This is a genomic window from Sphingobium xenophagum NBRC 107872 (genome assembly GCF_000367345.1).
Classification (GTDB): Bacteria; Pseudomonadota; Alphaproteobacteria; order Sphingomonadales; family Sphingomonadaceae; genus Sphingobium; species Sphingobium xenophagum.
Map to the genome: position 1 here is coordinate 1 of NZ_BARE01000033.1, position 26241 is coordinate 26241.

At 63.9% G+C, this 26241-nt stretch carries 21 protein-coding genes, 1 other RNA gene and 1 other annotated feature; of the genes, 9 read left to right on the top strand and 13 right to left on the bottom strand.

Annotated elements, in window-relative coordinates; genetic code table 11:
* The 4 genes from SX1_RS14900 to SX1_RS14915 all read right to left on the bottom strand — a co-directional run.
* A partial coding sequence (locus SX1_RS14900; RefSeq protein WP_019053638.1) for a type II secretion system F family protein occupies positions 1 to 427 on the bottom strand: 427 nt, incomplete at its 3' end.
* A complete protein-coding gene (gene gspE, locus SX1_RS14905; RefSeq protein WP_174302240.1) occupies positions 420 to 1955 on the bottom strand; it encodes a type II secretion system ATPase GspE in 1536 nt (511 codons plus the stop codon). The genes gspE and SX1_RS14900, both read right to left, overlap by 8 nt.
* A gap of 74 nt (positions 1956 to 2029) precedes the next feature.
* The gene (gspD, locus tag SX1_RS14910) at positions 2030 to 4210 is read right to left on the bottom strand and encodes a type II secretion system secretin GspD (RefSeq protein WP_019053640.1); all 2181 of its coding nucleotides are present in this window, start codon (positions 4208 to 4210) and stop codon (positions 2030 to 2032) included.
* Positions 4207 to 5031, bottom strand: a complete 825-nt coding sequence (locus tag SX1_RS14915) for a type II secretion system protein N (RefSeq protein ID WP_019053641.1) — start codon at positions 5029 to 5031, stop codon at positions 4207 to 4209. Before SX1_RS14915 ends, gspD begins: the two co-directional genes overlap by 4 nt.
* A 169-nt stretch (positions 5032 to 5200) precedes the next feature.
* Between SX1_RS14915 and SX1_RS14920 the strand changes: the two genes are divergently transcribed.
* Positions 5201 to 5842: a prolyl hydroxylase family protein gene (locus tag SX1_RS14920; RefSeq protein WP_019053642.1), complete on the top strand. Its 642-nt coding sequence runs from the start codon at positions 5201 to 5203 to the stop codon at positions 5840 to 5842.
* Between the two features lie 81 nt (positions 5843 to 5923).
* Here SX1_RS14920 and SX1_RS14925 read toward each other — a convergent pair whose 3' ends face one another.
* From SX1_RS14925 to SX1_RS14945, 5 genes are all read right to left on the bottom strand, one after another.
* On the bottom strand, positions 5924 to 8629 hold the full coding sequence (locus SX1_RS14925) for a TonB-dependent receptor domain-containing protein (protein ID WP_019053643.1): 2706 nt from the start codon (positions 8627 to 8629) through the stop codon (positions 5924 to 5926).
* Positions 8630 to 8721: 92 nt separating this feature from the next.
* Positions 8722 to 10311 carry a beta-helix domain-containing protein gene (locus SX1_RS14930; protein ID WP_019053644.1) on the bottom strand — a complete coding sequence of 530 codons (1590 nt, stop codon included), beginning with the start codon at positions 10309 to 10311 and terminating at the stop codon, positions 8722 to 8724.
* 244 nt (positions 10312 to 10555) lie between these two features.
* Positions 10556 to 10939 (bottom strand): tetratricopeptide repeat protein, encoded by a 384-nt coding sequence (locus SX1_RS14935; RefSeq protein ID WP_026149798.1) that lies wholly within the window; start codon positions 10937 to 10939, stop codon positions 10556 to 10558.
* Between the two features lie 328 nt (positions 10940 to 11267).
* Positions 11268 to 11623, bottom strand: a transfer-messenger RNA (tmRNA) gene (ssrA, locus tag SX1_RS23840).
* 99 nt (positions 11624 to 11722) lie between these two features.
* Positions 11723 to 11959, bottom strand: a complete 237-nt coding sequence (locus SX1_RS14945) for a hypothetical protein (RefSeq protein WP_019053646.1) — start codon at positions 11957 to 11959, stop codon at positions 11723 to 11725.
* Positions 11960 to 12182: 223 nt separating this feature from the next.
* Here SX1_RS14945 and SX1_RS14950 point away from each other — a divergent pair, with 223 nt between their 5' ends.
* Positions 12183 to 12773: an anthranilate synthase component II gene (locus tag SX1_RS14950; protein WP_019053647.1), complete on the top strand. Its 591-nt coding sequence runs from the start codon at positions 12183 to 12185 to the stop codon at positions 12771 to 12773.
* Positions 12774 to 12797: 24 nt separating this feature from the next.
* Here SX1_RS14950 and SX1_RS14955 read toward each other — a convergent pair whose 3' ends face one another.
* Positions 12798 to 14288 carry a SulP family inorganic anion transporter gene (locus tag SX1_RS14955; RefSeq protein WP_026149799.1) on the bottom strand — a complete coding sequence of 497 codons (1491 nt, stop codon included), beginning with the start codon at positions 14286 to 14288 and terminating at the stop codon, positions 12798 to 12800.
* Positions 14289 to 14352: 64 nt separating this feature from the next.
* Positions 14353 to 14408 (bottom strand) — a sequence feature (sul1 is cis-regulatory element that is thought to sense ions involved in sulfur or methionine metabolism; They are found in Alphaproteobacteria).
* Positions 14409 to 14541: 133 nt separating this feature from the next.
* Here SX1_RS14955 and trpD point away from each other — a divergent pair.
* The 5 genes from trpD to lexA all read left to right on the top strand — a co-directional run bounded on the left by trpD (position 14542) and on the right by lexA (position 18767).
* On the top strand, positions 14542 to 15534 hold the full coding sequence (trpD, locus tag SX1_RS14960) for an anthranilate phosphoribosyltransferase (protein WP_026149800.1): 993 nt from the start codon (positions 14542 to 14544) through the stop codon (positions 15532 to 15534).
* Positions 15531 to 16322 (top strand): indole-3-glycerol phosphate synthase TrpC, encoded by a 792-nt coding sequence (trpC, locus tag SX1_RS14965; RefSeq protein WP_019053651.1) that lies wholly within the window; start codon positions 15531 to 15533, stop codon positions 16320 to 16322. Before trpD ends, trpC begins: the two co-directional genes overlap by 4 nt.
* Complete coding sequence (gene moaC / locus SX1_RS14970) at positions 16319 to 16789, top strand: cyclic pyranopterin monophosphate synthase MoaC (RefSeq protein WP_019053652.1); 471 nt, start codon at positions 16319 to 16321, stop codon at positions 16787 to 16789. Before trpC ends, moaC begins: the two co-directional genes overlap by 4 nt.
* Positions 16786 to 17970, top strand: coding sequence for a molybdopterin molybdotransferase MoeA (locus SX1_RS14975; protein ID WP_019053653.1), 1185 nt, complete (start codon positions 16786 to 16788; stop codon positions 17968 to 17970). Before moaC ends, SX1_RS14975 begins: the two co-directional genes overlap by 4 nt.
* A gap of 125 nt (positions 17971 to 18095) precedes the next feature.
* Positions 18096 to 18767 carry a transcriptional repressor LexA gene (lexA, locus tag SX1_RS14980; RefSeq protein ID WP_017184580.1) on the top strand — a complete coding sequence of 224 codons (672 nt, stop codon included), beginning with the start codon at positions 18096 to 18098 and terminating at the stop codon, positions 18765 to 18767.
* On the opposite strand, the gene SX1_RS14985 is transcribed toward lexA, so the two are convergent.
* A complete protein-coding gene (locus tag SX1_RS14985) occupies positions 18758 to 20902 on the bottom strand; it encodes a ComEC/Rec2 family competence protein (protein WP_026149801.1) in 2145 nt (714 codons plus the stop codon). The genes lexA and SX1_RS14985 overlap by 10 nt on opposite strands.
* A gap of 70 nt (positions 20903 to 20972) precedes the next feature.
* Here SX1_RS14985 and gltX point away from each other — a divergent pair, with 70 nt between their 5' ends.
* Together gltX and SX1_RS14995 are read left to right on the top strand one after the other, a co-directional pair.
* Positions 20973 to 22394 carry a glutamate--tRNA ligase gene (gltX, locus tag SX1_RS14990; RefSeq protein WP_019053655.1) on the top strand — a complete coding sequence of 474 codons (1422 nt, stop codon included), beginning with the start codon at positions 20973 to 20975 and terminating at the stop codon, positions 22392 to 22394.
* Positions 22395 to 22414: 20 nt separating this feature from the next.
* Positions 22415 to 23701: a citrate synthase gene (locus tag SX1_RS14995; protein WP_026002667.1), complete on the top strand. Its 1287-nt coding sequence runs from the start codon at positions 22415 to 22417 to the stop codon at positions 23699 to 23701.
* Between the two features lie 66 nt (positions 23702 to 23767).
* Here SX1_RS14995 and SX1_RS15000 read toward each other — a convergent pair whose 3' ends face one another.
* Both SX1_RS15000 and SX1_RS15005 read right to left on the bottom strand, forming a co-directional pair.
* On the bottom strand, positions 23768 to 25147 hold the full coding sequence (locus tag SX1_RS15000) for a sensor histidine kinase (protein WP_019053656.1): 1380 nt from the start codon (positions 25145 to 25147) through the stop codon (positions 23768 to 23770).
* A complete protein-coding gene (locus tag SX1_RS15005; RefSeq protein ID WP_019053657.1) occupies positions 25144 to 26232 on the bottom strand; it encodes a DUF2336 domain-containing protein in 1089 nt (362 codons plus the stop codon). Before SX1_RS15005 ends, SX1_RS15000 begins: the two co-directional genes overlap by 4 nt.
* Positions 26233 to 26241 lie beyond the last annotated feature (9 nt).

Consider the following 26241-nt stretch of genomic DNA (forward strand, 5'->3'; position numbering starts at 1 on the left):
GCCAACTTTCGCCAGCGGAGATCATCGCGCGATAGAGGGGCGGAAAGCTTTTGGGTTCGACGCCCAGCGCTTCGGCCAGCCGCCGCCCTTCCATCACGCCGCCATGCACTTTGCCGACAATAAGCCGAACATGGTCCTGCTCGCTCTGCCGCCCGATCGTGCGCAGCGATTCCTCCAGCGGGCTGACTTGCGTCAGCGTCGCCAGTTGCCGGGTGAACAGCGTCAGTTCCTTGGGACTGAGGCGCGGGGTGCGTAGCGACAGGCCGGTGCGTTTGCGGGCCACCTCGACCGCGCCGACGCTGAGTTCGACAATGAACAGCTTGCGCGCGTCGAGCTTCGCCCGCGCATCCTCCAGCGTTTGCGCCTTCAGCGCGCCTTTGCGCTCCTTGCCAGCCGGGTCGATCGCGACATAGTCAAATTCAGCCATCGGCGATGGTTTCCGCGTCCACGCTGTCGCGCCGCGACACGCGGATGGCCTCTTCGGCCGTCGTCTGCCCGTCACGCACCAATGCCCGCGCTGCCGATCCCAGATTGGGGGCATTGAGGAAAGCATGGCGCGCGATCAGCGATTCATCACCACCGTCATTGATCAGGCGCCGGATCGTATCGTCCACCCGGATCGCCTCGAACACGCCGATCCGGCCTTTATACCCCGTACCGCCACATTCGCTGCAACCCCTGGCGCGATAGATGATCGTGCCGGGATCGAAGCCCAGCAGGGCGCTGGCGGACTTGTCCGCCTGCACGGGTTCGCGGCAATGCTGGCACAGTCGCCGCACCAGCCGCTGGGCGATGACCGCGCGCAGGGTGGAGGCCAGCAGAAAGGGTTCGACCCGCATATCGCGCATCCGCGTGATCGCGCCGACCGCATCGTTGGTGTGAACGGTCGACAGCACCAGATGCCCGGTCAGCGACGCCTGCACCGCAATTTCCGCCGTCTCGCGATCGCGGATTTCGCCGACCATCACCACGTCCGGGTCTTGCCGCAGGATTGCGCGCAACCCGGCAGCGAAGGTCAGCCCGACCTTCGCATTCACCTGCGTCTGCCCCACGCCCTCCATCGCATATTCGACCGGATCCTCGACCGTCAGGATATTGCGGCTGCCATCGTTGAGCTGGCGCAAGCCTGCATAGAGCGTGGTCGTCTTGCCCGATCCGGTCGGCCCGGTGACCAGGATGATGCCATTGGGTTCGCTGAGGCCTTCGCGGAAAATCCGGTCCGGCACGCCGTTCATGCCCAACAGGTCGAGCGTGATCCCGGCATTTTCCTTGTCCAAGATACGCAGCACCACTCGCTCGCCCGCCCGGCTGGGCAGGGTGGACACGCGCACGTCGAGCAGCTTGCCGCCCAGCGTCAGGCCGATGCGCCCGTCCTGCGGCACGCGCCGTTCGGCAATGTCGAGCCGCGCCATCACCTTGACGCGGCTGACCACGACCGGCGCGACATGGGGCGGCATCCGCAGCGTTTCGCGCAATACGCCGTCGATCCGCATCCGCACGACCAGGCCGGTTTCATAGGGTTCGATATGAATGTCCGACACGCCCTGCCGCGCGGCTTCGGCGATGATGCCGTTGATCAGCCGGATCGCGGGCGCGTCATCGGCGCTGTCCAGCAAATCGTCGGCGGTCGGCATGTCGGCGGCCAGCATGTCCAGTTCGTCCGCGCCCATTTCGATCGACCCGGCCATGGCCGCCGCGCTGCCGTCCATCGCATAATGGTTGGACAGATGCCGGTCGAATTCGGCCTGATCGACGAAACTGACATCGAAACTGCGCGCCAGATGACGACGGACTTCCAGCAAGACCCGCGGATCGCTGCCTTCGCGCACTGCGATGGACAGGCGCTCGCCCTCCTGCGGCAGCAGCACCACGCCATGCTTGCGCGCAAAGCCATAGGGAATGTCGATGGCGCGTGGATGGGCTGATGCAAAAGCCTCATGCTCCTGCGCAGGCAGGAGCCCAGGGTTCTGGACACTGCCCTCTCCGCCCTGGGCTCCTGCCTGCGCAGGAGCACCTTGCCCATTCTCGCTCACTTGCGTTCTCCGCTTGCCGGTATCTCGACCGGGCGCACCACGCCGCTTGACTGGCGCACGGTCGGTTCGATCATTTGCGGCGCATCCGGCTGTACCATGGCATCGCCCGGTTGCGGCGCGACTGGCGGGGTCGCGCCCATATAGTCGCGGACCAGTTCGTCGATCGTCGGCTCCATGTCGGGATTGCGCTGCAACTGCATGTTGCGGACATAGCCGTAGCGCTGCTGGGTCAGCTTCTGCGCATCTTCCTTCGACCGCAGGATGGTCGGGCGGATGAACACCATCAAATTGGTCTTGGTCCGGCTGCGGCTGCGCGATTTGAACAGTTCGCCCAGCCCCGGAATGTCGCTGAGCAAGGGAATCCGCTCGATCGTCTTGCGCTCATTATCGTCCAGCAATCCGCCCAGCGCCAATATCTCGCCATCGTCGACCGTGACCGTGGTTTCGATCTCGCGCTTGTTGATGATGAGGTCGCTGCTGGAGTTGCTGACCGGCCCGGCCACGCTCGACACTTCCTGCCGCAGGAAGAGTTTGATTGCGCCGCCGGTATTGATCTGCGGCTTCACCTCCAGCTTGATGCCGACATCCTGCCGCTGGACGGTGCGGAACTGATTGTCGAAATTCTGGCTCAGCGCTTCCCCGGTCGTCACCGGCACCTGTTGGCCGACCAGGATCGACGCCTTCTGATTGTCCAGCGTCATCACCGACGGCGTGGACAGAAGATTGCTTTCCGTGTCGGATTTGACCGCGTTGATGATCGCGCCGAAAATCCCGTTCTTGCCGATGCTGCCGCCCAGCCCGGCAATCGCGCCGGTTGCGCTGGTCAGGCTGTTGATCGCCGATTGCTGGAGCGTGCTGGCCAGATCGCCGCTATTTTGCACTTCGGTCGTGGTTTTCGTCCCATCGGGCGCCACCACCGTTGTCGTGGTTGTGCCCAGTTGTGTCGCGCCATAGGCGCCCGCCAGCGTCAGCAGATTGGGCGAGGCATTGCTGTAATTGGTCGCGGCAAAGCCGGTCGATGTGCTGCCGATCAGGAATTGCACGCCCAGCTTCTTGGCCGCTGCATCGCTGATTTCGACGATGATCGCTTCGACCAGCACCTGTTCGCGGCGCGTGTCGATCTGGCGGATGGTTTCGCCCAGCATCCGCTGCACGTCGCTATTGGCCGCCACGATGATGGCGTTTGCGCCCTCATAGCGGGTGACGATCGCGGGGCCGCGCGTGGAAATGCCGCTGCCGCTGGAGGAGGAGGATGCCGCAGCAACCGGCGCGGCCGCCGCGCTCGCCGGCGCAGCGCCGCCCGCCGCCGGGGTGGAGGCGGTTACCGGCTGGCTGGTCGATTGCCCGACCAGTTGCTGCAACACCGGCAGCAATTTTTCGGCATCCGCATGTTCCAGCCAATAGACCCGGATTTCGGTGCCGCTCGCGGCCTGCTGATCGAGTTGCCGGGCCATCGCGGCCAGGCGTGCTACCGTGTTGGCGTCCCCGCGGATCGCGATGGCATTGCTGCTGTCGATCGGCACGACGGTCGCAGCCGAAGGGGCAGCATTTTCCCCGCCGCCGCTTTCCACCAATGCCTGGAGCGATGTCGCAATTTCCCGCGCACCGGCATTTTTGAGCATCACCATCTGCGTCGATGAAATATCGCGATCGACCCGTGCGATGACTTGCCGGATACGGGCGATATTGTCGGCATAGTCCGCCACCACCACGCTGTTGCCAGCGCGATTGGCGGTGACCGAACCGTCCTTGCTGACCAGCGGGCGCAGCGTTTCCAGCGCGCTCGCCGCGTCGATGGAACGCAGGCGGAACACCTCCGTCACGAAACTGTTGCGATTGGCCGCACGGCCAACACCGCTGGGCTGCCCCGCCGCGCCGTCGGCGGGCTGGATGCGATATGCCCCGCCGGGGGCTGGCACCGCGACCAGACCGTTGGCGCGCAGCGTGGACAGCACGATCTCGAAATATTCGGATCGTGACAAGGGCCGGTCGGTGACGACAGACACTTTCCCCTGCACCCGATTGTCGATGATGAAGGTGCGGCCTGTCACGCGCGCAGCGTCCTGAATGAAGGCGCGAATATCGGCATCACGGACGTTCAGCGTCTGCTGCGCCATGCCCGGCGCGGCCAGAACCAGCGCAAGCGCGGCGGAAAGGGGAAGGAAATATCTGGTCATTGGCCTTGCACTATGAGGTTCACCGAAGCGACGGTCGCACCGCGCTCCACGGTCAGGGACAGGCGCGCGCCGGGCGCGATCTGGTTCTGCACGGACTGAAGATCGCCCACTGGCTGGCCGTTGATCTGGCTGATAATGTCGCCGGGCCGGAAACCGGCGCTGGCAAAGCCCGGCCCCTTTGCGCTGACTACCAGACCCGTGACCCGGCCATTTTGCATCCGGGGCGCAAAGGCGATGTCGCGTTTCAGACTGTCGGCGGTCGGGCCAGCCGCTGCCGGGGGCGAAGATGGCGGCGGCGACGCTGGTGGCGATGCCGGTGCTTCGCCCCCTTCCGGGGCGGCCGTAGGTACCGGCGCCGACTGGTCGAGGAATATCTGCTCCTCCGCCCCGCCCCGGTCGATCGTGACATGATCGAACGAAACCGATTTCAGCACCACGCCGGGCAGGATCTCATCCCCCACGGCAAAACTGTTCTGCACACCGTCCGGCGCGGCGATGATCGCCGATCCCAGGCCCGATCCTTCGTTCAACCGGATGCCATAGAGTGTCAGCGCCAACGACGTGACGACACCCTTCCCTGCCGTTTGCGGCGCGCCGCTGCGAAAGAAAGGATCGAAGCTGGCGAACAGCGCCTGTCGCGCGGCGGGAGGCAGCAGTTGCGCCTGCCGCCCTTCCCATGGACCAAAACTGCCGACCGGCGTCACAACGACCCAGGCCAGCCGCACCAGTTGCAGCGCCAGCAGGGCGATCAGCCCCTTTTCCAGCAACGCCAGCCCGTCAATCGACCGGCCCCGCAACCTGTTGGCGATCGCCACCCGCATCTGCCCGCTTGCCCCTTTATGATGGGACCGCTGCTAGGCGCTTCGTTTTACGGCTGGATGACAGTCATATGACCTATTTGTGACAGGGGAAATTCCGCTGTCATGACGCTTGCATTTCCGGCCCCGGCCAGTAGCAAAATTGCCCTCTCAGGCCATGCTTGCGAGTATTATGTCCAATCATCCCGCCGCCCCCGATGCCGATCCTGCGTGGATCGCCAGCCATGCCCGCGTGCAGCGCGTCCCCAGCCGGGATCTGACGCTGTTCATCCGGCGCGATTTTCTGTCCGCCGCCGAATGCGCGGCGCTGATTGAGCGAATCGAAGCAAATCGCCGCCCGTCCACCATCGCGGATGCCAATGGCGACGGCTATTTTCGCACCAGCGAAACCTGCGACCTGGACCATGGCGACCCGTTCGTGGCGACGATCGACGCGAAACTGGCGGCCTTTGCCGGGATCGACCCCGCCTATGGCGAACCGATCCAGGGTCAGCGCTATGATGTGGGGCAGGAGTTCAAGGCCCATACCGACTATTTCGATCCCAAGGGTGCGGACTATCCCAAATATTGTTCGGTCGCGGGTAACCGCACCTGGACCCTGATGGTCTATCTGGACGAACCCAGGGCAGGCGGCGCGACCCGCTTTCCCAAAATCGGCAAGACCATCCAGCCGGAAACCGGCAAGCTGCTTGCGTGGAACAACCGGATTGCGCCGGGTCAGCCCAATCCCGCGAGCCTGCACCATGGCATGAAGGTTCGCGTGGGCGTGAAGAATGTCATCACCAAATGGTATCGCGAAAAGCCGTGGGGATAGCCTGACGCAAAACGACCGGCCCGCCTGAAACGGACCGGTCGTCTTGTCGGTGACGGGACCGCCTTCGCGGCCCCGTTCATGTCAGAAGGCCACCGTCATCGATGCAGCGATGGTCGTGCCGATCTTGTAGCGGTTATAATAGACGCGGTTGCCGTCCTGTTCCTGGAACTCCTGGAACTTGCGGCCCAATATGTTGCGCGCCTCGAACTTGACTTCGCTGTTGATGCCACCGGGCAGCTTGACCCCCTGGCGCGCCACGAAGTCGAGCTGGACACCCGGCCGTTCCTTGATGTCGGGCTGAAGGTTGGGACCACGGCTGGTCACGCGATCGCTGGCATAGGTCAGCAGGAACGTCTGCTGCGACAGCGTATCGGTGTCCTCCAGCCCCAGTTGCAGGTTGACCAGATGGTCAGACTGCCCCGTCAGCGGCACGCCGTTCAGGAAGAAGTCGGACGCCGCCGGCGGCTCCCCGGTCGTGTAGGTATAGGGAATGGTCGTGTCCCCGGCGCCGACCTTCAGCTTCGACTGGGTGTAGGTATAGTTGCCGATCAGCGCGATGCGGCGGCTGACGAAGAAGCTGGAATCCGACAGGGTATCCAGCGGCACATATTTCTGCACTTCCACTTCCGCGCCATACAGCGTCGCTTCGGGCGCATTGGCGAAGCTGGTCGTGACATTATAGGTGTCGGTGATGGTCGTGTAGGTTTCGATCGGATTGTCGATCTTCTTGTAGAAGGCCGCCGCCGTGATCCGTTCATCCTTGCCCATATACCATTCGGCCCGGATGTCCGCATTCCACAGCTGGCTGTCCTGCAGGAACGGGTTGCCGCGGAAGAAGCGGTTGGATTCGGTGTCGAGATAGGGCTGGGCGATCAGTTCGCGGAATTGCGGGCGGGCGATGGTCTTGGACCCGCTGGCACGCAGTTGCAGACCCTTGGCCGCTTCGAACGTGAAGGTCACGGCAGGCAGCCAGTAATCCTTGCGGATTTCGTTGAACGGCGTCAGCCCGGTATTGTAAACGTCAACACCCGTCACCGACATTTCGCCCTTTTCGTAGCGAACGCCTGCGTTGACCGACAGGCCGGCAAACAGGTCCGCCTGCACCTGGGCATAGCCCGCATGGGTGCGCAGCGCCGCGTCATAGACCGGATAGTTACCCGAAAATTCGAGCAGGCCGAGATCGTAGAGCTGGATTGTCGCGTCCGACAACAGATAGTCGGGGCGCAACTGCTGCACCGGCACCGGCAGGTTGACGGCATCGAAATGCAGCTCATAGCGCGACGAACGACGCTTTGTGTCGTTGAAGGCATAACCCGCCGTCAGCGAGAAACCCGGCGCGATCTTGTAGCTCCAGTCGGCGCCAGCGAACCACAGATCTTCGTTGAGGTCGCTGAAGGTGACCGACGCATCGCCGCGCTGACGATTGAGCGCATTGACGAAACGGTCGCCAACAGGATCGGTCGCCAGGTCGCGATTGCTGCGGACGTAAGTGAATTCGCGCTCATAGGGCGCTTCACGCTGCGAATTGGCAAAACCGCCGCGCACGTCGAGGCTGAGGGCATCGGAGAATTTGAATTCACCGACCAACTGGGTGTCGATCAACTGACGCTCATACCAGCCGGTGCTTTGCGTCAAATAATCAGCGCCCTGGATCAAACCGTCATTCTGACCGATGGTCAAAGCGCTACGCTTCAACGTGTCGCGAATATAGAGGTTGGTCCAGCGCAGCTTCTGCTCGCCCAGTTCCAGGCCCAGGCCAAGAAGCCCGTTGACCGTGATTTCATTATCCGTCGCGACCTGCTGATAGCTTTTGCCAGCACCCTGCGACACGTCGAGCGAGGATTGCTGGAGATTGTCGCGGGTGCGCCACTTGTTGCTGTAGGATGCGGTGGCGATCACGCCCAGCCGTCCGTCGCTGCCGACATCAACCGCCGTGCCGCCATTGAGCGACGCGGAAAAGTTGAACGGCAGGCTGTTGGTCCGCTGCACGACAGACGTGTCGGCATTCAGGAACTGCATCGCAATTGCCTGCTGATCCGTCCGGCTGATGTTCGGGAACGGGGTTCCGCTGGCAAACGCCTGCTTGAGCAGCGGCGGCACATCGCGCGAACTGTCGTCAAAGCCGGTCCAGTCGGACTTGGACCCATAATGGGTATAGCCCAATTGGCCGGACGTTTCGGTGTTGGCCGAACTGCCAAAGCCGATTTCCAGATAGCTTTCGGCCGGGATCGCCTTGGTCGTCAGATTGATGACGCCGCCGCCAAATTCGCCGGGGAAATTGGCTGAATAGGTTTTCTGCACCAGCGTCGATGCGATCACGCTGGTCGGGAAGATGTCGAGCGGCACGACGCGCTTCAGCGGTTCCGGGCTTGGCAGCGGCGAACCGTTGAGCAGCGCGAGCGAATAGCGATCACCCAGGCCGCGGACATAGACATAGCCGCCGGATACGACCGACAGGCCGGTGACGCGCTGGAGCGAACCGGCAATATCGCCTTCGCCCGTACGCTTGATGTCGGCGGCCGACAGCACGTTGACCACCTGAGGCGCGGCCTGCGACACGTTGGTCGTGCGGCGGCCGGTGACGACAATGTCCGCGCCGGGGATCGACACGTCGACATTGCCTGCATCGGAATCGGCCTGTTCGGCGGCGGTCGGCGTGCCGGATGTAACGGCACCGCCAGCATCCGCGCCGGTCGTGCCAGCGGGGTCGGTTTGCGCCAGGGCCACAGGTGCGACCAGGGCGGATGAAATCAGGAGCAGGCGCGCCAGGCTGAGCGGCTTCGACATGCTAGGGGTCCCCCTTTGGGAATTGCAGTGCAAAAGAAGGCGGGGAAGCGCAGATGCACGCTCCCCCGCCCCTGTTGAGGTCGTGGGTCCGATCAGGTCGTCGGGATCGCCGTGCAGCTCTTGCTGGTGCTGCCGAAGCTGGCGCTTGCCGAGTTGCAGGTCCAGCCGGCATACCAAGTGTCGCTGCTGTCCTTCACGGCACCGATATAGTTGGTGGTGGTGAAGGCACTGTCGATCGTCTTAGGGTCGATCGCCACTACAGCGGTTTCCGTTGCCCCGTTGATGAACAGGCTGGTCAGCGACGGGGTGTAGGTGAAGCTGCTGTTCGCACCGGCAGTGAAGATCGACTGGACCAGCGCTGCATCGACGCCCGTGCCAGTGCCCTTGAAGGGCGTGCCGTTGCACTGCATCACAACCGAGATGTAGCGCGGCTTGCCAGCATCCTGAAGCGCGGTGTCAGCATCACGCACAGCAGCGGCGCCGTTGATGCGCAGGCAGCTCTGGTTGGGGCTGACGATGATGCCGTTGACCAGCGCCAGATCGGCGCCGCCGCGCAGCAGCATCGAAGCGCCGTCGTCGCCGGTGTTGGAACGCTGGATATGCGTGAAGTTGGCGACCTTCAGATACTGGCGGGGCAGCACATCTTCGCCGTTGTTGGAGGCCGAACCACCGTTCGAGTCGGTTTCGAGGAAGGTGTCGCCGATATTATTGCCTTCCCGCTGAACCGAGATGACAAACTGCGCCGTGCCGCGGAAACCGACGTCGGTATCCAGATTGTCGTCTTCGTTCCCGGTCAGCACCAGATAACGCATGTTGGCCGAGCCACCAAAGGCTTCGATGCCGTCGTCGGAGCTGTTGTGGATCTGGATATGATCAAGAACCGTGCCAGTGCCGACGCCCGAAGGCGTGAGGCCTTGCAGTTCCTTGCCGTCAGCCAGCACGAAACCCGAATAGCGGATCTGGACATAGGACATACGGCCCGAACTGTCGGCGTCATTCGCACCGCCATAGAGCGCGTTGCTGCTGCCTTCGGTATCACGTTCGCACGCCGTGGTGCCTGCCGCTGCGGCCGGGGCCAGACAGTCGGTGATCTTCGCGCGGCCCAGCAGCACGATGCCACCCCACTGGCCAGACGACTGGTCAGTCGTGGTCCCCAGCACGTTTTCACGGCTGGTGAAAACGATCGGCTGCGACGCGGTGCCGACAGCGTTGATCTTGTTGCCACGATTGACCGCCAGATAGGCGTTGCCGGTGGCAGCGAATACTGTGACGCCCGGATCGATCGTCAGCGTGACGTCGGTGTTGGTGCTGGCAGCGCCCTGGTCGGTGCCGACATCGACGCGGCCGGGCAGCGAATAGATGACGCCCGGAACCTTGGCGATCGCGGTCGTGCTGGTGAAGCGGGTCGGGAAACCGCAGTTGCGCCACGTATTGCCACCATCGGAAATGGTGCCGAGGTCTGCAAGCTGCGCGGAACCGGCGATGGTCGGGCAGTTGGCAGCCGGGGTCACGCCGGTCGGCGTGGGGGTCGGCGTAGGCGTAGGCGTGGGGGCCGGGGTCGGCGCGGGGATGACAATGGTGCCCTCGCCCGGCGAAGCGATGTCGTCAGCGCCGCAGGCGCTCAGGCCTATGCAGGCGCAGCTCGCCATCAGGATCGTGTGGATACGGTTAATCTTGGCCATGTCGTCTCCGCTCCGGTAAAATACCGGGATTGTTGCTGTGCGGAGCGCAGGGGATATGATTCGGACAACGCCCCCTGTCGCCCTCCGAAGGGGCAGTTAGGGACGTCCGGTGACAGGCTTGTTTTGATTTAGTGACGAAACAGCGTCACTAAAATGACAGTTTAGTGACTTTGGTTATGCTTTCATGACAAGGGCGCGGTTAAGCCCCGCGCCCCGTGCAATTGCTTGAAACAGAACGCTTCGATCAGCGCGACGCATAAACCGGCGTCAGGCGGCTCATCGCCCGCCGCGCCACATCGCGCGAGGATTGTTCGCTGCCGTCGGCCATCACCAGCGTCATTTCCGGGGAGAAGCGCGCGGACTTATAGGCGGAGCGGGCATCGACCATGCGCCCCATGCCCGCATAGGCATTGCCCAGGTTGATGAGGCGCGCGGGATCATTGGCGCTATCGGGCCACACGGCCTTCAGCCGCTTGGCCGCCTTTGCATAATCGCCAGCCGTCAGGTCGCGCGCGGCAAGGCCGCCGTCGGGAACGCCGACCACGATCACATCCTCCGGCGCACTCTGCGCCATGGCAGGCGAGACGCAAGCGAGAGCAAAACCGGCGATGAGGGCGACCTTCAGCATCATATTTTCTCCAGCAAAACCTTCTAACTATAGCCCTGATTATTTCATTATGATGACATTTGAGCAATAGCGGTTCGATGGTCGAAAAAGGATTTTCTTTTCCGTGAAAACAGACACTTATTATTTTTTCTTCATACTGTCATAAAAGTGTAATTGAACGAATGCGCAGAGTCGATAGCGATTCGCGCGGTGCTGGCCGGTTTCGCGCTGAGCGGCGACGGGCACAGGTTCAGCGTCAGGCAATCGACCAAGCGACGCCCGCCAAACGAGGACTGCAAAGGGGATGAAGGTCCGGGAGGTTCTGTTGCCCGGCCCTCCCGGAGGCCGCTGAATTCCCTTCTGTTGCCCGGTGGGTTCAACCGCGCTATTTTAGAATGAAGTCAGGCCGTTAGGCCCTCATTCACGCTGCAATGGCGAGTGCTTCGTTATCGTTGGCACTTGTGAGTTTTGCACAGTTTAACGGCTTACACGGGCCGGGTAAAAACATCGTCTTTGAACACACGTCGATCCTAGTTCGGCCCCGTCAGACATCCCGTTCAGCCAATAGGTCGACCGGGATATGTGGTGGAACCGCCGGGTACTGCCCCCGGGTCCGCTGCGTCTATTACACGACACAATTTATCACCATAGCCGGGCGAACCCGGCACGACCCATATGGGCGTAAAGTTGCGCCTTTTCAAGCCGCCGCATGAGGGTAAGGCCCATGTGCATCGTGACAATGGCATGGGCGGCCCATCAAGGGCAGCCGACTGGCGAGACCATGATGGCGTTCGCCTGGCCGCTTTAACGCAGCCCCGACCGAGGCTGACGCGCGAGATGCAGCGAGGAGCGCACGACCGGCGACTCGATCAGCCTGGTTTTCATGAGGTCGCGCATCCGGTCGGCTCCATCAGGGTTCAGCATCACCACGCGGGTGCCGCCCGATGTCAGCGCTTCGATGGTGGATATAGCCAGCGCGTGCTTGGTGCAGAGCGCCTGCACATCGGCCAGCGGTGCGTTGACGTTGATCGCGCGGCTCATGCGTCGCGGCCGACGACAGGGGTGATGGAAAGACGAATATAATGATCCAAGAGAAAGCGCCTTGCTGGCAAGCGGGAGCGCTGGTGTCTCTCGGTCACGCGAATGCTTGCGGGCAGGGTTCGCGTCGATAGGCTGGCTTTAGCAGAGGCATGTGTTCCCGTCGCGACATTTATGGCGCAGCCCGCTTCCCCTTGCCGCGCTGCCTCTCTATAGCCCTGATCCCATGATCCTCGTCATCGACAATTATGACAGCTTCACCTGGAACCTGGTCCATTATCTGATGGAACTGGGCGCGCGGGTGGAGGTCGTCCGCAACGACGCCATTTCGGCGGGCCAGGCGCTTTCCAGCGGGGCAAAGGCCTTTTTGCTCTCGCCCGGTCCCTGCACCCCCAATGAAGCGGGCGTCAGCCTCGATCTGGTCGCGGCCTGCGCCGATGCGGGCGCGCCGTTGCTGGGCGTGTGCCTGGGTCATCAGGCGATCGGCCAGCATTTCGGTGGCAAGGTGGTGCGCGGCGGCCTGATGCATGGCAAGACATCGCCCGTCACGCATGACGGCACCGGCATGTTCGCCGGCATCCCCTCCCCCTTCACCGCGACCCGCTATCACTCGCTGATCGTCGATGATATTCCGGACAGCCTGGTCGTCAACGCGACCAGTCAGGACGGCTCGGTCATGGGCTTTCGCCACGCGACGCTGCCGATCCATTCAGTCCAGTTCCATCCCGAAAGCATCGCCACGGAATATGGCCATGACATGCTGGCCAATTTCATGAAGATAGCGGGCATGAAGGTGAAGGCGCGCGAAGCGGCCTGATCGGGGCCGCCTCCCACCCCATCTTCAATGCGGGGCGAGGCCGCTTTCCACGCCGGTCTTGTCATGCAGCGCGAAGCGATCGACAATGTCCGCGCTGGCGCGATTATAGCCGATCACATCGACAGTGCAGCCGTCGCGGCGCAGGCGCGCGATGATCTTGTCGAGCGCGCCAACCCCCGAAATATCCCAGAAATGCGCGCCTGATACGTCGATCAACACGGGTGTCGATCCATCTTCGGCCTGGAAGGCGCTGGTAAAGCGATCGACAGACGCGAAGAATATCTGGCCGACGACATTATAGGTCACATGGTCCGTCGATACTTTGCGTTCCACCGCGAACATCCGCCGAACCTTGCCTGCAAAGAAAATGCCCGACAGCAGGACGCCAGCCAATACCCCCAGCGACAGGTCGCGTGTCGCGACCACGACAACCACGGTCGTCACCATCACTACGGACGATGTGGGCGGATGGCGGCGCAAATTGGCGATGGAATTCCAGCTGAACGTGCCGATCGACACCATGATCATCACCGCCACCAGCGCGGGCATGGGGATCTGCCCGACAAATGGCCCCAGCACCGCCAGCAAAAAGAGAAGGAATGCGCCCGATACAAAGGTGGAAAGACGACCGCGTCCGCCCGATGTCACATTGATCACCGACTGGCCAATCATCGCGCAGCCGCCCATGCCGCCGAACAGCGCCGCGACGATGTTGGCGCTCCCCTGCCCTGCACATTCGCGCCGCTTGTCACTGTCGGTATCGGTCATGTCATCGACGATCTGCGCCGTCAGCAGCGACTCGAGCAGGCCGACAGCCGCCATCGTCAGCCCATATGGCAAGATGATCTGCAAGGTTTCGAGCGTGAATGGCACCATGGGAAAGGCAAAGCTCGGCAACCCTTCCGGCAACTTGCCCATGTCGCCGACGGTGTTGACGGACAAGCCCATGCCGATGCTGATTGCGCTCAACGCCAATATGGCGACCAGCGGCGACGGCACAGCCTTGGTCAGGCGTGGCAAAAGATAGATGATCGCAAGGCCGCCCGCGATCATGGCGTAGGTTTCCCAGCCGACATTGGTCAATTGCGGCAATTGCGCCAGGAAGATCAGGATCGCCAGCGCATTGACGAACCCTGTAATCACCGACCGGGACACGAACTGCATGAGCAGGTCCAGCCGCAACAGCCCCGCAATGATCTGGACAATGCCCATCACGATGGTCGCGGCGAACAGATATTCGACCCCATGGTCGCGAACCAGCGGCATCACCAGCACGGCGACCGCAGCCGTGGCGGCTGAGATCATGCCTGGCCGACCGCCGGTAAAGGCCACGACCATCGCAATGACGACCGAGGCATAGAGGCCAACACGCGGATCGACGCCCGCAATGATCGAAAATCCGATCGCTTCGGGAATGAGGGCAAGCGCAACGACGATACCCGCCATGACGTCCCGACGCGCAGCCTGTCCGTCACTGAACCATTGCTGGCGATAGCGTGTCAAAAAATCTGTCATCTGAAAATTCCACATCAGGGCATATCGCGCCGGGATACAGGCGCTGGCGTAAGAACATGCGTGATGTTGTCCGGCGGATCGGCGGCCGGAATAGCCACCCGGAATTTCACCGGGTCCTTGCGAATGTCGCGGTTCATAGCGGGGCGACGACCGATTGCAAGGTCGGGGTTTGGCCGAGCGACTGGCCCCCACACGCAAAATTGCCGTCGCCACCCCTCGACTCACTACCCCGCTGATGATTAAGGCAAGCGCGATGACCAGCCTGCCCGATCCTTCCAGTCCGCTTGATGCGCAGGCCGCCGCCCGCGCCTTCGACATGCTGTTCGACGCCGACCTTCCCGAAGCGGACATCGCCGCCTTTCTCGTCACCATGGCCCGGCGCGGCGAAACCGCGATCGAAATCGCGGCTGCCGCGCGCGCCATGCGCGCCCGGATGATCCCGGTCACCGCCCCGGCAGGCGCGATCGACGTGTGCGGCACCGGGGGCGATGGCCATCATACCCTTAATGTCTCGACCGCCGTGTCGCTGGTCGTCGCGGCCGCTGGCGTCCCCGTCGCCAAGCATGGCAACCGCGCGGCATCGTCCAAGGCGGGTGCAGCCGACACGCTCGAAGCGCTTGGGCTCGACCTCGACCGGGCGGCGGCCAGCGCCGAAAAGACACTGGCGGAGATCGGCATCTGCTTCCTCTTCGCGCAAAATTACCATCCCGCGCTCAAGCGGCTCGGCCCGATCCGCAAGGCGATCGGCGAACGCACCATCTTCAACCTGATGGGACCGCTCGCCAACCCGGCCGGGGTGCGCCGCCAGCTGGTCGGCATCGCCCGCCCCGCCTATGTCCCTATCTATGCGCAGGCACTTGCCGAACTGGGCGTCGACCGGGCCATGATCGTGTCGGGCGATGAAGGGCTGGACGAACTGTCGCTGGCAGGCGGCAACGACATTGCCGAAGTCGCGGGCCATGGCGTGGTTGCCATGCATCGCCTGTCCGCTGCCGATCTGAGCCTCTCCACTGCGCCAGTCGACGCGATCCGGGGCGGCGACGCAGCACATAACGCCGCCGCCCTGCGCGCGCTGCTGCTGGGCGAACCGGGCGCCTATCGTGACGCAGTGCTGCTCAACGCCGCGGCCGCCCTTGTCGTGGCCGATGCGGTTGCGGACCTTAAGGAGGGCGTGGAGGAAGCGGCCGAAACGATCGACCGTGGCCTTGCCAATGCCCTGCTCAATTGCTGGATAGCCTATCAATGACCAACAAGCTGATCGAGATTTGCGATTTCAAGCGCGAGGATGTCGCCCGGCGCAAGGCCGCGACATCGCTGTCGTCGCTCCACGCCCGCGCCAGCGAACAGACGCCCCCGCGCGGCTTTCGCAAGGCGCTGGACGACGCAGCCCGTTCCGGCTTCGGCCTGATTGCGGAGATCAAGAAAGCCAGCCCGTCCAAGGGGCTGATCCGCGAAGATTTCGATCCCCCCGCCCATGCGCAGGCCTATGCCGCTGGCGGCGCGGCCTGTCTGTCGGTGCTGACGGACGAACCCTATTTTCAGGGCCATGACGACTATCTGATGGCGGCCCGCTCCGCCTGCGCGCTTCCCGTGCTGCGCAAGGATTTCATCGTCGATCCCTGGCAGATACTGGAAAGCCGATCGCTGGGGGCCGACGCGATCCTGATCATCGTCGCCGCCCTTGACGACGGGCAGATGGCAGAGATTGAGGATGCAGCGCTTGGGCTTGGCATGGACGCGCTGATCGAAGTGCATGACGAGGCGGAAATGGAGCGCGCGCTCAAGCTGCGATCCCGCCTGATCGGCGTCAACAATCGCGACCTGCGCGATTTCAGCGTCGATTTCGCCCGCACCTATGAACTGGTGGGCAAGGCGCCTACCGGTTACACCTTCGTCGCCGAAAGCGGCCTTGGCAGCCATGCCGACCTGACCGCCATGGCCGATCATGGCGTGCGCTGCTTCCTGGTTGGCGAAACGCTGATGCGGCAGGCCGATGTCGAGGCGGCGACGCGCAGCCTGCTGACCGGCGCATGACGGGCCTTACCCATCTCGACGCGGACGGCGCGGCGCGCATGGTCGATGTGTCGGCCAAGGCGGTGACCGCGCGGGAAGCGATTGCAAGTGGCCGGATCGACATGATCGCCGATGCCGCTGCCGCGATTGCGCAGGGACTGGTCAAGAAGGGCGACGTGCTGGCGGTCGCGCGGGTCGCAGGGATCATGGCGGCCAAGCGCACGGCCGACCTCATCCCGCTTTGTCACCCGATCGCGCTGAGCAGCGTGAATATCGACTTCGATCTGGACGAAAGCGGCGTGACCGTCACGGCCACCGCGCGCACCGCTGGCCAGACGGGCGTGGAGATGGAGGCGCTCACCGGTGCCTCGGTCGCGCTGCTCACCATCTATGACATGGCCAAGGCGCTCGACAAGGGCATGGTCATTGGCCAGGTCCGCCTGATCGCCAAGAGCGGTGGCAAGTCGGGCGACTGGCGCGCGGCATGAGCCTGCTGCCCGTCGCCGAGGCGCAGGCCCGCCTGTTCGCCCTTGCGACCCCGCTGCCAGCGGAAACAGCACCGGTCGCCGCCTGCAACGGACGCTGGCTGGCCTGCGACCTACTGGCGCTTCGCGACCAGCCCTGGGCCGATCTGTCCGCGATGGACGGCTATGCCGTGCGTGCCGCTGAATGGCCGGGGCCGTGGCTGGTCGCTGGCGAAAGCGCGGCTGGCGGCGCTGTGCCTGCGCCGCTGGCGCCCGGACAAGCCTGCCGCATCTTCACCGGCGCGCCCCTGCCAGCAGGCGCAGACACGATCCTGATTCAGGAAAATGCCACCCGCGAGCGCGACCGACTGACCGCCAGCGACGATCCTTTGCCTGTCGGGCGCAACATACGCCCGGCCGCGTCGGACTTTGCAACCAACGCACTGTTGCTGGCAGCCGGGAGCGCCCTTACGCCCGCGCGCATCGCGCTCGCCGTGCTGGGCGGCCATGGGACGCTGCCGGTCGGCCGCCGCCCAACGGTCGCGCTGATCTCGACCGGCAACGAACTTGTGCCGCCCGGCGCGCCGACCCCGGCGGGCAGCCTGCCCTCTTCCAATGCGGCCATGCTGGCGGCGATGCTGGCAACCCTGCCGTGCGACGTCGTTGATCTGGGCATCGTTCCCGATGATCTTGATGCCATGACCGCTGCGCTGAAACGCGCGGCGTCGGCGGATATCATCGTCTCCACGGGCGGCGCATCCGTCGGCGATCATGACATGGTCCGGCCTGCCTTTGCGCAGGCGGGGGGTACGCTCGATTTCTGGAAGATCAGGATGCGGCCGGGCAAGCCGCTGATGGCCGGTACCATCGCCGATGCCGTATTTTTGGGTCTGCCGGGCAATCCGGTCTCTGCCTTTGTCACCGCGACCCTGTTCCTGTTGCCGCTGGTGCGCCATCGCGCCGGATCGACCGCGCCGCTCCCGCGCCTGAGCGAGGCGCGCCTTGCCGCGCCGCTGCCCGCGACCGGCGATCGCGACGATTATCTGCGCGCCTATCGGGGGGAGGCAGGGATCGTCTCCGTCACGTCGCAGGACAGCGCCGCCACGGCCGCCATGGCTATGGCCGACTGCCTGATTGTCCGCCCTGCCGGTTCATCGATCGCCGCCGCAGGCGACATCGTCACCATCCTGCCTCTGACGGACTGATCGACCATAGGATTGGATCCGGTCCCCATGGCCGGATGCGCCGCTTCCGGTCCGTTGTTGCTCGCTTGACTCGCCTCCTTCCGTTTCCTATGTGTTCCTTATACGTTCCATGGAGGACCGCAGGCATGTTGACCCTCAAGCAGCAGGAATTGCTGAGTTTCATCCAGACCCGGCTGGAGGAAGGTGGCGTATCCCCTTCTTTCGAGGAGATGAAGGATGCGCTCGACCTGCGATCCAAGTCCGGCATTCACCGGCTGATCAATGCATTGGAGGAACGCGGCTTCATCCGCCGCCTGCCCAATCGCGCCCGCGCGCTGGAGGTGTTGAAGCTGCCCGATGCCATGCACCGCGTCCCCGCACCGGTTGCTCCGGCCAAGCCGCAACTGGCGCCCAGCCTGCCGATCGCTGCCAATGACGTCATCGAAATCCCGCTGCACGGCCGTATTGCCGCAGGCGTCCCGATCGAGGCGATGGAGGGGCAGAATATGCTGTCCGTCCCCGCTGCGCTGCTGGGGGCTGGTGATCATTATGCGCTGGAAGTGTCGGGCGATTCGATGATGGAGGCAGGAATTTTGGACGGCGATTTTGCGCTGATCCAGCGTACCGATGTTGCCCGCGAAGGCCAGATCGTCGTCGCCCTGATCGACGATGCGGAAGCAACGCTCAAATATTTCCGCCGCGAAGGACAGCGCGTCCGGCTCGATCCCGCCAACAGCGCCTATGAGCCGCAAATCTACGATCCGCGACAGGTGCGAATTCAGGGCAAGCTGGCGGGACTGCTGCGCCGCTATAATTGAGGCCGCCATGACGGGCTGCGGCGAGGGCGCGGTGCGACGATCCAGGGATGAGCGTCGCCCGCCATCCTCACCGTGCTGACCCGCGCATCGTCCAGGTCGATGGCAATGCCGCCGGTTCGCGCCAGCATCCGTCGGTCGATCTTCAGCCAGCGCGGGCGGCACCAACGTGGCAGCGCGCGATCGGCAATGACGATGTCGGCGGCGGCACATTCCTGGCTGAACAAGGCCCGTTCGACCAGCATATCGCTGCGGGTGGCCAGCACATGCCAGCGCCGCCCACCCGCCTGCATCCCCACTGCGCACAAATCCGTCGAGCAGCGCGCCTGCCGCAGGTCCGCCATCGCTTCGATCGGCCCGTCATAGCCCGCGCTCTCCGCCAGCGTGTCGCGCACATAATCGCCTGCGCCCGCGCGCAGTAGCGCCATGCCGCCCGTCGATGTCCGCACCGCGACGTGGCGGCCATCGCTCGTCACCAGAATATCGGGCGGTGATAGCAAAAGCACGCCGGTCACGCCGATCGCCACTGGCCCAAGGCCCAGCCAGCGCCACCCGCTGCGCCACAACAGGCACCAGAGCAGCCCGCCGATCATCAGCGCGAACAGCCAGGATGGCACCGCCGGCGTCAGCATTGTCGCCATTGGACTGGCGGCGACGCCATGGGCGATCAGCAGCAACAGGTTCAGCGTCTGCGCGGTCATCCACCAGAAGAGGGCGCCCAGTCCGACAAGATCGAACAGTAACGCCAGCGCCTCCAGCGGCATCACGACAAAGGTAGTCAACGGGATGGCGACGAGATTGGCGAACGCCCCCAGCATCCCGGCCTTGTGAAAATGGAACAGCGCGATCGGCATCAGCACCAGTTCGACGACAATGCCGGTCATCAGCATCGCCGCCAGCACCCGCCCAGCCCTGCGCGCCCACCCCTCATCCCGCGCGCTGGTCAAGGCGCGAAAACGCGGATGCTCGGCCAGCGCAACCAGCGCGGTAACGGCCGCAAAGCTCATCTGGAAACTCGGCCCCGTCATCGCTTCGGGCCAGAGGACCAGGACGATGAGCGCGCCCACCGCGACCAGCCGCAACGTGATCGCGTCGCGCCCCAGCGCCAGCCCGCCCAGCACCAGCAGCGCGGCGATGCAGGACCGCAGCGTCGGCACTTCCGCCCCGGTCAGCAGCGTATAACCGATCCCCGCCAGCGCCCCGCCCCCTGCCGCGATCAGCATCAGCGGCCAGTCGAGCGCCGCTCGCTGGCTCAACGCCATCACCCGCGTCAACAGGAAAATAACCGCGCCGATCAGCGCCGTAACATGCAAGCCGCTGATCGAGAGCAGGTGGGCAAGCCCGCTACGGCGCATCGCTTCGGCATCGGCCTCCGCAATCGCGCCCTGGTCCCCCGTCGCCAGCGCCACGGCTATGCCCTGCGCCGGCCCGTCCACCTGCTCCCGAATATGCGCGAACAAGCGCGCGCGCAGCGGCGGCGGCGCGGTTGACGGGCGTAGGACGTCAATCGGTTTCAGCGCCTTGCCGGTAGCGCCAATCCCCTGAAAATAGGCACGCGCGGCAAAATCATAGCCACCCGGCACGCTGGGCGGGGCAGGCGGCATCAAACGGACGCGAAAGCGGATCACCGCCCCCTCGCCCAATCCGGCCGGAACATCCGCCTCGGCAATGTTGACCCGGATCGTGGCTGGCAGGCCCGGCGCGTCGACCGGACGCAGCATGGTGCGCACCATCTGTTGCGCGGGAACCGCCCGAACCGCCATCACTTCACCCGTCACCATGGTAAAGACAGCGCGCGCCAGCGGCGGCTGCCCCAACAGCACCGCTTTCCCCCAGATCAGCGCGCATCCGATGCAGGCCAGCATTCCGCCCGCCACGATCATGCGTCGCAGCCGCGCGCCATCGGGCAGCAGCGACCCAAGGCAAGCGAGCGCCAGCGCACCACAGCAAAAGGCCAGCCACCCGGCCCTGTCGGGCAGCAGGAACCAGGCGGCGATGCCCGCGCCCAGCGCGATCGGCACCCATAGGGGAATTTGCTCGCGCTCCGTCTCCAGCCAGCTTTCCACCCGCGAAAACGCCCCGCGCAACCACGCCGCAGCCCCCCACCAAAGGGAGGTTTGTCGTGGCTCAAAAGCCATGCTAGGGGGCGACGCATTCATGGAACAGGCAGGACGAATGTCAGCGAATATGACGGCAAGTGCAACGGGAATGAACAAGCCGGTAGTGACCCGTTTCGCGCCATCGCCAACCGGGTTCCTGCATATTGGCGGCGCGCGCACCGCTTTGTTCAACTGGCTGTTCGCCCGTCACCATGGCGGCAAATTCCTGCTGCGGATCGAGGATACCGACCGCGCCCGCTCGACCGAAGAGGCGGTGGCAGCGATTTTCGACGGGCTGGATTGGCTGGGTCTGGGCGGCGATGAACCGGCGGTGTTTCAATTCGCCCGCACGCCGCGCCATGCCGAAGTCGCCAACGCGATGCTGGCGAACGGCCATGCCTATAAATGCTATGCCACGCCCGAAGAACTGGCGGAACTGCGCGAACAGCAGCGCGCGGCCAAGCAGCCGATGCGCTATGACGGGCGCTGGCGCGACCGTTCGCCCGAAGAAGCGCCTGAAGGCGCGCCTTTCGTCATCCGTCTGAAAGCCCCGCGCGAAGGCGAAACGGTGATCGAGGATGCGGTGCAGGGCCGTGTCGTCGTACAGAATGCCGAACTGGACGATATGATCCTGCTGCGGTCCGATGGCACGCCCACCTATATGCTGGCCGTCGTCGTCGACGATAATGACATGGGCGTCACCCATGTGATCCGCGGCGACGATCATCTCAACAACGCCTTCCGCCAGCTTTGCATCATCCGTGCCATGGGTTGGGACGAGCCGGTCTATGCCCATATCCCGCTGATCCACGGATCGGACGGCGCGAAATTGTCCAAGCGCCACGGGGCGCTGGGCGTGGATGCCTATCGCGACGATATGGGGATGCTGCCCGAAGCGGTCCTCAACTATCTGCTGCGGCTGGGCTGGGGCCATGGCGACGAGGAGATTATCCCGATCACCCGTGCCATCGAGCTGTTCGACATTAGCGGCGTCGGCCGATCGCCCTCGCGCTTCGACATCAAGAAGCTGGAAAATCTGAACGGCCATTATCTGCGCGAAGCGGACGACGCCCGCCTCGCCGCGCTGGTCGCGCCGCGCGTCGCCGCCCGTCTGGATCGCGCCTTGCCGGACACCGGCATGACGCTATTGACGGCCGCGATGCCCTCGCTCAAGCCGCGCGCCAAGACGCTTAATGAAATTGCCGAGGGCGCCGAATTTCTGTTCAAAAATTGCCCGCTGGATTTTGACGAAAAGGCATTGGCTCTGCTAGACGACTCGGCGCGCGCGCTGCTGGTCAAGACAGCCGACGCTTTGAGACCAGTTCAAACATGGACGGTCGAAGCGATCGAGGACGCAATTCGCCGCGTGGCGGAGGATGCCGGCCTGGGGCTGGGCAAGGTGGCGCAGCCGCTTCGGGCGGCACTCACCGGGCGCACCGTCTCGCCGGGTATTTTTGATGTCCTCTTCCTGTTGGGGAAAGAGGGGAGCTTGGAACGGCTGACCGATGTTGGGCACGCATCGGTTGGCTGATGGCATAAATGGAGAACAATATGTCGGAAAACAAAGCCACTTTGACCGTCGGAGGAGAGACCAAGGACTATGCCGTCATGGACGGTTCGGTCGGTCCGCAGGTCATCGATGTGCGCAAGCTTTACGCCAACACCGGCATGTTTACCTATGATCCCGGTTTCACGTCCACCGCGAGCTGCGAATCCGGCCTGACCTATATCGACGGTGACGAAGGCGTCCTGCTGCACCGCGGCTATCCGATCGGCCAGCTGGCCGAAGCATCGAGCTTCATGGAAGTCAGCTATCTGCTGCTGAACGGCGAACTGCCATCCAGCCAGGAACTGGACGAATTCACCCGTACCATCACGCGCCACACGATGGTCAATGAACAGCTCACGACCTTCTATCGCGGCTTCCGTCGTGACGCGCATCCCATGGCGATCATGTGCGGCGTCGTGGGCGCGCTGTCGGCCTTTTATCATGACTCGACCGACATCAACGATCCGATGCAGCGCAGGATCGCCAGCCATCGCCTGATCGCCAAGATGCCGACGATCGCGGCCATGGCCTATAAATATTCGGTGGGTCAGCCCTTCGTCTATCCGCGCAACGACCTGTCCTATACGGCCAACTTCCTGCGCATGACCTTCTCCGTCCCGGCGGAAGAATATGTTCCCGATCCGGTGATCGTGGACGCCATGGACAAGATTTTCATCCTCCATGCCGACCATGAACAGAATGCATCGACATCGACCGTTCGTCTGGCGGGATCGTCGGGCGCCAATCCCTTCGCGTGCATCGCGGCTGGCATTGCGTGCTTGTGGGGTCCGGCGCATGGCGGCGCGAACGAAGCCGCGCTCAACATGCTCCGCGAAATCGGCACTGTCGATCGTATTCCGGAATATATCGCCCGCGCCAAGAACAAGGATGATCCGTTCCGCCTGATGGGCTTTGGCCATCGCGTGTATAAGAATTACGATCCCCGCGCGACCGTCATGCAAAAGACCGCCGAGGACGTGCTGCGCACGATGGGCGTCACCGACCCGGTGTTCGACGTCGCGCGCGAACTGGAAAAGATTGCGCTCAGCGATCCCTATTTCATCGAAAAGAAGCTCTTCCCCAATGTGGACTTCTATTCCGGTGTGATCCTGTCGGCCATCGGCTTCCCGACCGAGATGTTCACCGTTCTGTTTGCCCTGGCCCGCACCGTCGGCTGGGTCGCCCAGTGGAACGAAATGATTTCGGACCCAGCGCAGAAGATCGGTCGCCCGCGTCAGCTCTATACCGGCCCTGTGCAGCGCGACTATATCCCGGTCGACAAGCGCTAAGCCTGCGCGACCCAATGCAAAATGCAGAACGGCGCCCTGTCAAAGGGGCGCCGTTTTTCATGGGGATCAATCGTCCACCGGCAATGTCAGGATAAAGCGCGCGCCTTCGCCGGGCGCGCCGCCAATGCGAATATCGCCGCCCATCGCGCGGGCAAGGCGGCGGGAGATATAGAGGCCCAGCCCGCTGCCCCCGGAATCGTCGCGGCCCAGCCGCTCGAACTTCTCGAATATCCGTTCGCGATCCGCGTCGGCGACCCCCTGCCCCTGGTCGATGACCATGATCCGCGCCTGGCCATGATCACATTCGGTGACGATCCGCACTTCGCTGCCTTCGGGCGAATAGCGCACCGCATTGCCCACCAGATTCACCAAAATCTGTAGCACGCGGCGAAATTCGCCGATCGCGGGCATGGTCGCGTCCGGGTCCGGCGCTGATATGCGAATATTCCGGTCGAGCGCCTTGACCGCCAGCAACCCGGCGGCGCGACGGCCCAGATCGGCCAGATCAATCTCTTCTGCGATCACGCTGAAATCGGGTCGGTCGATCGCCTGCAAATCGGCCAGATCATCGACCAGCGCCATCAGATGCCGTCCCGCCGCTGCGATGTCCGTCGCATAATCGGCATAGTCGGGGCGCAACGGCCCCTCCAACTGGGCACTGATCGTATCGGCGTTGGCGATGATCCGCCCCAATGGCTGGCGCAGCGACCGGTCGAGCCGTTTGCCGAATTCGCCCGGATACAGCGCAATTGCCGCCTCCTGCACGATCGGACCAGTCGCCATCTGCTCCAAAGCGAATGCCGTGCCGCGATAGCCGGTCAGTTGTCCGGCCAGATCGAACATGGGGAAACCCGACAGGCGAAACGTCCGCGCCGGATCGCTGACCAACGCTGCCGTCTGGTCCCGAAAGGCGCGCCGCTGGGCAAAGGCGCGCAGCATCGCCATGTCGCCATCATCGTCTGGCTGAAGCTGAAAATAGCTGGAAAAGCGGCTGCCCGGCACGGGCGGATCGGGCGGCAGCGCGCCATGGCCGTCGCTTCCGGCCAGCACCATCTGGAACCGCAACTGCACGTCTATCTGCCAGTTCCAGCCGTCAGCCAGCGCCGCAATATCCGCTTCACGCCGCGCTATGTCCGCTGGCAACGCAGCGACTGGCCGCTCATGCCAGTCAATGATCGACAGAGTGACGCCATCGCTGTCAGGCCGCGCCCGCACCCACATGTCGATGTCGCCATGCTGGGTCGCCGCGATGATCGACCGCGAGACGGTAATGCCCAATCGCACGCACAACCGCGCGATCGCTGCCAGTTGCGGTACCGCGACCGGCGCGCCAAGATCGCCCCCGGCCTCCCGCTGAAGCGCCAGCAAGGGCAGGTCAGCGCTGAGCAAAAGGCCATCGGCGGAGATAAACGCCCGGATGATCGCGGGATGGGACGGCATATTCACGCGCCTGTTACCCGGCGCAGATGGTCCAGCCGTGAACGGAAAGCGGGCGGCGTGCGCAACGCGCTGACTGCTGCATCAGCCTGCGTCTCGGTCAGTTGCTGATAGCGTTCGGCCTCCGCCACGATAGCCGCGTCGGACAGTGAAGGACGCACCGGCTGCAGCGCCAGCAGCAAATGGCGATAATCGGCATCCGATCCACCGAGCGAACGGCACAGCATCGCTACCTGCGCCAATGGACCCAACACCAATATTTCGGTCGCCTGCACCGTGGTCATGCGCAGCCGCCGCGCCGCAAGCGCCGCAAACAGCAGAAAGCGGCGCTGCCCCAGCGCGACACCCATCAATTCGGGCGAATCCGCAAGATCGCCGATCCGCCGCACCAGCCGATCCGCCTCCGCAATGGGGCTGGCACTTTCGTCATGATCGGCAAGCAAGGCCCAGCCCGACCGCTCGAACCCGACCAGCATCGCGTCTCCCAGATCGGGCGCGCTCCGCTGAACCACAGCGGCCAGACAGGCAGCCGCCGTCCAGACCAGTTCGGCAAAATATTCAGCGGGCAGGTCCGGCCGCATCGGCCGATCCTCGCCGCCCGCCGCGATCCAGCGCCCCTCCGCCAGCGCCAGCGCAGACAGGGCGTCGCCGATCATCGGATCATCGCCCAGCGTGAGCACGCCCCCATCGCCATCGTCCGTCCGATCAACATCGGCCTGGCCGAACTGGCGCAGCATCAGGCTGACGCCAGCGCGCATCTGCATATGCGCCAGCAGCGCCGGCCCGATCATCGTCGGTTGCGCCCGTACGGTTGGCCAGCAAATCGGTTCTGACGAGCGCGACAATATGTGGGCAACGTCCGGTGCGTGGTCGAGCGAGAGCCGCAGCGCCATCTCGATCGCGTTCAGGCATCCGCCCAGATGCCGCCGCGTTTCCGCGATCAACGCATCGTGGCGCGCCTGTTCCTCGACCGGGAAAAAGAAAGCCAGATCGATGGCATGGCCAACCGGCACGGCGGACATGCCCGCCATGACTTGCGCCATCGGCCAGCTGTCCGCCATGACCGCACCGGTAAGGGACGAATAGGCGTTCATACCGGGACC